Annotated in this window: 2 protein-coding genes; both read right to left on the bottom strand. The window is 72.4% G+C overall.

The window, feature by feature from the left end; translation table 11 throughout:
• Positions 1-252: 252 nt before the first annotated feature.
• Complete coding sequence (locus AAIB33_RS11950; protein ID WP_345800179.1) at positions 253-2,289, bottom strand: YhgE/Pip family protein; 2,037 nt, start codon at positions 2,287-2,289, stop codon at positions 253-255.
• On the bottom strand, positions 2,286-5,114 hold the full coding sequence (locus AAIB33_RS11945; protein WP_345800178.1) for an MMPL family transporter: 2,829 nt from the start codon (positions 5,112-5,114) through the stop codon (positions 2,286-2,288). The genes AAIB33_RS11950 and AAIB33_RS11945 overlap by 4 nt, the downstream gene beginning before the upstream one ends.
• Between the last annotated feature and the right edge of the window lie 25 nt (positions 5,115-5,139).

Genomic DNA, 5,139 nt, shown 5'->3' with positions numbered 1-5,139 from the left:
ACGCCGGCCCCGCTTTCGCCCGGCCCTTCGGCTCCCCCCGAAGCGTCGACGGGGTCTCGCCGCCCGCTCATCCGCCGCATCCGACGCGTCCCCCCTCGCCCTCGCGGTGCGGCGGGTGAGTAGGCATCCCTCGCACCATCCGCACCCTCACCGCGGCCGGTGCAGACGCCGCGAGCCGACAGAAGCGACGAGCCGAGACGCCGCGCGCGCTGCGCGGTGTCTCGGCTCGTGCGGAAATGCGTGGCCTCGGGGTCAGGCCGTCGCGACGGCCGGCTCGATCAGAGCCCGCGCCGAGATCGTGCGGCGACGGACCACCGCCAGCACCGTCGCGATGAAGGCGAGCACGGCCCAGATGATGAGGCCCGCGAAGCCCGCACCCACGCCCGACGTCGACGTGAGGGCCGACACCATCCCGTTGTACGCCGGAGCGGTCGGCAGGATCGAGGCGATGGACGCGAGCACGGCCGGCACCGTCGAGACCACACCGGTCGCGATCAGGAAGGCGCCGATGAGCGCTGCGATCCAGCGCCCCGCACCTCCGAACACGGCGACGAGCGCCTGGTTCACGGCGGCGAAGGCCACTCCCGCGACGACGCAGAGCGCAGCGAACACCGACCACGTGCCCCAGTCGTACGACGCCGCGATCTGCACGACGCCGGCCACGAGCAGACCCTGCAGCGCACCGATGGCGGCCGCGGGGAGGAACGCCCGGAACGCGAGGGCGGCCGACGGAGCCCGCGAGGCGAGCGCGCGACGGCTCACGGCCTGCAGTGCGACGAACGTCGCGAGGCCGCCGAACCACAGCGCGGCTGTCGCGAGAAGCGGGATCGCGGATGCCCCGAACAGGCTGTCGCCCGTGCCCTTGGCCGCCACGGGGTCGGACACGACGTCGGCGAGGCTCTTCGCCTCGGCATCCGTGTACGACGGGATCTGCGCCACAGCGGTGTCCAGGCCCGACGCCAGCTGGCTCGTGCCGGTGGCGAGCTGCGCCACACCGTCGGCGAGGCTCTGCGCCCCCGTCGCGAGCTGGTCGCCGCCACCGCTCAGCTGCGAGGCGCCCGACGCGAGCTTGCGCGCGCCGTCCGCCGACTGGGCCGTTCCGGACTGCAGCTTGTCGAGGCCGTCGGCGAGGCCGCGGGTTCCGTCGGCGAGCTGCGTGAGGCCCGCGCTCGTCTTGTCCATGAGCTCCGCGATGCCCGACGCGGTCGGCGCCGCATAGCCGTTCGCGTAGCCGGCGCTCGTCGCCGCCGTGACGGCAGCCTGGGCCGCACCGCCCGCGCTCTGCGCGAGCGTTCCTGCGCTCGCCGCGGCAGCACCCACCTGGTCGCAGTACGCCTGGCTCGCGCCGGAGGCGAGGCACGTCTGCGCGAGGCCGCCCATCGTCTGAGCCAGGGCACCCGCAGACTGCGCGACGCCGCCGACTTGCTTGGCGACGTCCGCGGTCTGCGTCGCCGTCGTCCCCGCGTAGCTCGCGGAGGCGTTGGCGGCATCCTTCAGCTGCTGGTTCTGCACGCCGGCCGCAGCCTGGTCGATCCCGCCCGCGATCTCCCGCGCTCCGCCCGCGGCCGAGCCGATGCCCGTCGCGATCTGATCGAGGCCGCTCGCGAGCTGCGTCGCACCCGACGACAGCGATCCAGCGCCGTCGGCGAGCTGCGTCGCGCCGCTCGGCAGCTGTGCGGCGCCGTCGGCGGCCTGCTGCGCGCCGTCGGCGAGCTGCTGCGCGCCGGTGGCGGCATCCCCGAGCTTGTCGCCGAGCGTCGTGAAGCCGAGGAAGACGTTCTCGAGGTACACCTGCGAGAGCTGCTGGCCCATGAGCGCGGCGGCGGCCTGCGTCACCTGCGCCGTGATGGCGTCGTCGACGACCAGTGAGTCCGGAGCCGTCTTGACCTGGATCGTCGCCTGCTCGGGCGTCTCGCCCGGCTGTGTCGACGTCGCCGCGGCGGAGAAGTTCTTCGGGATCGTCACGACCGCGTCGTACGTGCCGTCGGCGAGGCCGTCGGCCGCGTCGTCGGCGTTCGAGAGCGTCCAGGTGAGGTTGCTGTCGACGTCGTCGGAGCCCTTGACGAGCCCTGCCGTGAGCTGGCGTCCGAGCGGAACCATCTGGTCGTTGATCGTGACGGGCTCGTCGTCGTTCACGATGGCGGCGTTGATCGAGTCGAGCCGCTCGGCGGGGTTGTAGAGCGCCGCGACGAGGATGCCGCCGATCACGACGGGCAGCAGCAGGACGCCGATGAGCGTCAGCCACGTGATGGGGCGGCGCGATCGCGCGCGTTCGATGGGGAGGCTCATCGGGTCACCTCGGCGGAAGAGAGGGTGGACGGTCTGGTGAGGTCGATCGCGGCGGCGGGCGGCCGGCCCGCGTCGGCCAGGAGGCTCTGCGCCGCCGCGGCGTCGATCGCCGAGACGACGAGGGCGATGGATGCCGCATCCCGCAGCATCCCGGCGGCCTGCGTGCGCTGCGCCAGCGTGAGCACGTCGAGGCCGTCGACGACGACGAGCGACGTGCGGCCCCGCAGGGCTTCGCGGAGCTCGTCGAGCGGGTCGGGCGCGCCCCACAGCAGCGCGACGCCGACATGCGCGCGCACCCACGCAGCCCGCTCGGGCAGCAGGTGGCCCGCGACGCGCAGGCGTCCGCCCGTCGGCGCCACACGGCCGGCGATCGCGAGGAGCAGCGCGCGGCTCTCGGCGGCGACGGGCGAGGTCACGATGAGGGCTTCGCGAGGCTCGACGGCGAGCGAGACGCCGCGCACGAGCGCGCGATCGTCGGCGGCGACCTCGAGGTCTTCCGCCACGACGACGGCGGTCGAGTCCTCGCCGGGCCAGTCGGCGAGGGCGAGCTCGCGCTCGACGGCTTCGCCCTCGATGTCGAAGTGCGGGAGTGCGCGGTCGAGCCACTTCGGGAACCACCACGCCTTGTCGCCCAGGAGCGCCATGACGGCCGGCACGAGCGTCATGCGCACGAGGAACGCGTCGATCGCGATGCCGACGGCGAGACCGAGGGCGATGGGCTTGATCGCGGTGTCGCCTTCGGGGATGAAGGCCGCGAAGACCGCGAACATGATGACGGCCGCCGCGGTGACGACGCGGGCGGATGCCGTGAAGCCCGAGCGCACCGCGCCCACCGCCGTGTCGCGCGGTGCGACAGTCTCACCGGTCGAGCGCTCGCGTTCTGCGCGGCGCTTGTGCACGTAGTCCTCCCGCATGCGGGACACGAGGAACACCTCGTAGTCCATCGCCAGGCCGAACAGCACACCCATGAGGATGATCGGCATGAAGCTGATGATCGGACCGAGCTTGGCGACGTGGAGGAGGTCGGCGGCGACGCCGTGCTCGAAGACGAGCGCGATGACGCCGAAGGCGGCGGCGACCGACAGCAGGTAGCCGACGGCGGCCTTGATCGGCACCCAGATCGAGCGGAAGACGATCATGAGGAGCACGAGCGACAGGCCGACGACGAAGATGCCGAAGGGGAGGAGGGCGGCGCCCAGACGGTCGGAGATGTCGATCGCGACGGCTGTGAAGCCGGTCACCTTGAGGTCGACGCCGTACTTGTCGAGCCACTCGTCGTGGTGCGAGCGCAGCTCGCGCACGAGGTCGGCCGTCGCGGGGTCGTCGGGCGCCGTCTCGGGGACGAGCTGCACGATGCCCGTGTCGGCGGTCTGGTTGGGCGTCGCGAGGGCGACCGTCTTGACGCCCGGCACCTTCTCGACGGCCTTGCCGAGGTCCTCCATGAGGCCGAGCGGGTCGTTCGAGGTGACGATCGTGCCGGTCAGGATGAGCGGGCCGTTGAAGCCGGGACCGAAGTGCTCCGAGGTGAGGTCGTAGGCCTGGCGCGCCTCGCTCGTCGTGGGCTGCATGCCCGCGTTCGGCAGCGCGAGCCGGAGGCTCGCGGCCGGGATCGCCAGGAGCCCGAGTCCGACGACGACGGCGACGGTCGTGATGACGGGATGCCGCGTCACGCCGCCGACCCACCGCGTCGCGAAGCCGCGCTTCACGGGCGCCTCGACGGGCACGGCCCTGCGAGAGGACGCGGCGACCTCGCCGTCATGGGCGGCGGCGGGCGCGGCATCCTGCCTCCGGGAACGCCGCTTCCACCCGACGACCCGGCCCTTCGCGAACCCGAGCAGCGCGGGTGTGAGCGTGATGGCGACGAGCACGGCGATGGCGACGGCGACCGAGGCCGCGATGCCCATCGTGGTGAGGAACGGGATGCCGGCGAACGACAGGCCGATGAGGGCGATGAGCACCGTCACACCGGCGAACACGACGGCGGATCCGGCCGTGCCGGTGGCGCGCGCCGCCGACTCCTCGGGGTCGGTGCCGGCCCGCACCTGGTCTTGATGTCGCGCGACGATGAAGAGGGCGTAGTCGATGCCGACCGCCAGCCCGAGCATGATCGCGAGCAGGGGCGTCGTCGACGAGATCGAGGCGAAGGCCGTCGAGACGAGGATGAGCGAGATCGCGAGCGCAACGCCGATGAGGGCGCTCACGAGCGGGAACCACGCGACCGCGAACGAGCGGAACGTCACGATCAGCACGAACAGCGCGACGAGCACGCCGACGGCCTCGATGATCGAGATCGCGGGAACGGACTGCGAGAACAGGTCGCCGCCGATGGCCACCTGAGAGCCGTCGGGGAGCGCGCTCTCGAGGTCGGCGCTGATCGTGTGCAGCTCGTCCTTGGTCTCGGGTGTCACGTCGGTCGCCTGCCCGTCGAACTGCAGGCGGACGATCGCGGCGCTCTCGTCGTCCGACACGAGACCCGTCACCATCTCGTTGAAGGGGTCGGTGACCGCGAGCACGCCGTCGAGGTCCTCCAGCTTGGCGACGGCATCCTCGATCTCGGACTTGTACGGATCGTCCGCGACGCTGTCGCCGTCCGCCGCGACCACGACGAGCTGGGCGCTCGTGCCGCTGGCCTGCGGGAACGACCGGCTCAGCTGCTCCAGACCGGCCTGCGCCTCGGTCCCGGGAATCGAGAACGAGTTGTCGGTGCCCTTCATGAACACCGCCGCGCTGCCGCCGGCGATGCCGAGGAGCAGGAGCCACGCGATGAGGACGCGCCAGCCGTGACGGTACGACCAGCGTCCGAGCGCGTAGAGAAGAGTGGACACGGAGCCTCCGGGTGATGTCGACGGG

It is taken from the genome of Microbacterium sp. AZCO, assembly GCF_039614715.1.
Lineage (GTDB): Bacteria > Actinomycetota > Actinomycetes > Actinomycetales > Microbacteriaceae > Microbacterium.
This window is presented reverse-complemented; position numbering and strand designations above follow the sequence as displayed.

What these genes read in the sequence shown, in the direction of transcription:
- AAIB33_RS11950 (WP_345800179.1), bottom strand. Translation starts at nt 2,289, where the DNA reads ATGAGCCTCCCCATCGAACGCGCGCGATCGCGCCGCCCCATCACGTGG.